Origin of the sequence: Mesorhizobium sp. M7A.F.Ca.CA.003.01.2.1 (genome assembly GCF_003998945.1) — a bacterium.
GTDB classification, from domain to species: domain Bacteria; phylum Pseudomonadota; class Alphaproteobacteria; order Rhizobiales; family Rhizobiaceae; genus Mesorhizobium; species Mesorhizobium ciceri.
This window is the reverse complement of record NZ_RZRA01001469.1, coordinates 1-806: the sequence shown is the minus strand read 5'-3', so window position 1 is coordinate 806 and position 806 is coordinate 1. Positions and strand designations below refer to the sequence as shown.

Sequence of the window (806 nt, the reverse complement as noted above, 5' to 3'; positions counted from 1 at the left end):
AATCTCGTTATTAATCATCAATTAACCAAGAATTATTCGAATTTTATCTATTCGGCTGCTTCGACCGCGCCTCGTCGCGCATCCAGTCTCTTCGCGGTGCGCGCCCAGGAATCAGACATGAAGGCGTGGTCGCGGAGCCCTTCCAGCCGCTGCCATTCGGGAAAGGACGAAGCGAAGATTTCGGCCCCCATGCGGGCGTCCTTGTACGGATTGACCGCGCCGCCGGCCTCGACCGTGATGCGGTCGAGTTCCCGCAGCAGTGTCAGCGTCGTGGCGCCCCTGTTGGGGAAATCCAGTGTCAGCGTGTAGCCGGGACGCGGAAACGACAGCAGCGCCGGCGAGCGGATGGAGCCGAAGCGTTTCAGCACCGTGAGGAACGAGCCCTGCCCGGCTTGCCTTGCAGCCGCCAGCAATGCCGGCACGGCCTCGCGCGCCGTCTCTTCCGGCACCACGCTCTGGTGCTGGAAGAGCCCTTTCGGCCCATAAAGCCGGTTCCAGTCGCGCACGCCGTCAAGTGGAAAGAAGAAGCCCTGATATCCGGCCTGGCGCGGCACCGTTGCTCGGCTCTTCCTCCACCTGTAGGCAGCGTTGAAGGCGGTCAGGAACGGCCGGTTGAGCACATTGAACGGCGGCTGCACCGGTACCGAGAAATTGCCGCCGACGCGCGAGGCGGCATGCGAGCCGTGCTCGGCGTGATTGCCCGACAGCAGCAGGCCACGACCGCTGTTGCGGCCGCCGGCCAACTGATCGATCCAGGCGACCCCATATTCGTTGCCCTGATCGTCCGCCTCGTCCAGGTCGAAGAA

At 63.5% G+C, this 806-nt stretch carries 1 pseudogene; it reads right to left on the bottom strand.

The features are described 5' to 3' along the window. Positions 1-47: 47 nt before the first annotated feature. A pseudogene (locus EN969_RS33520) lies at positions 48-806 on the bottom strand (FAD-binding protein); the annotation flags it as partial.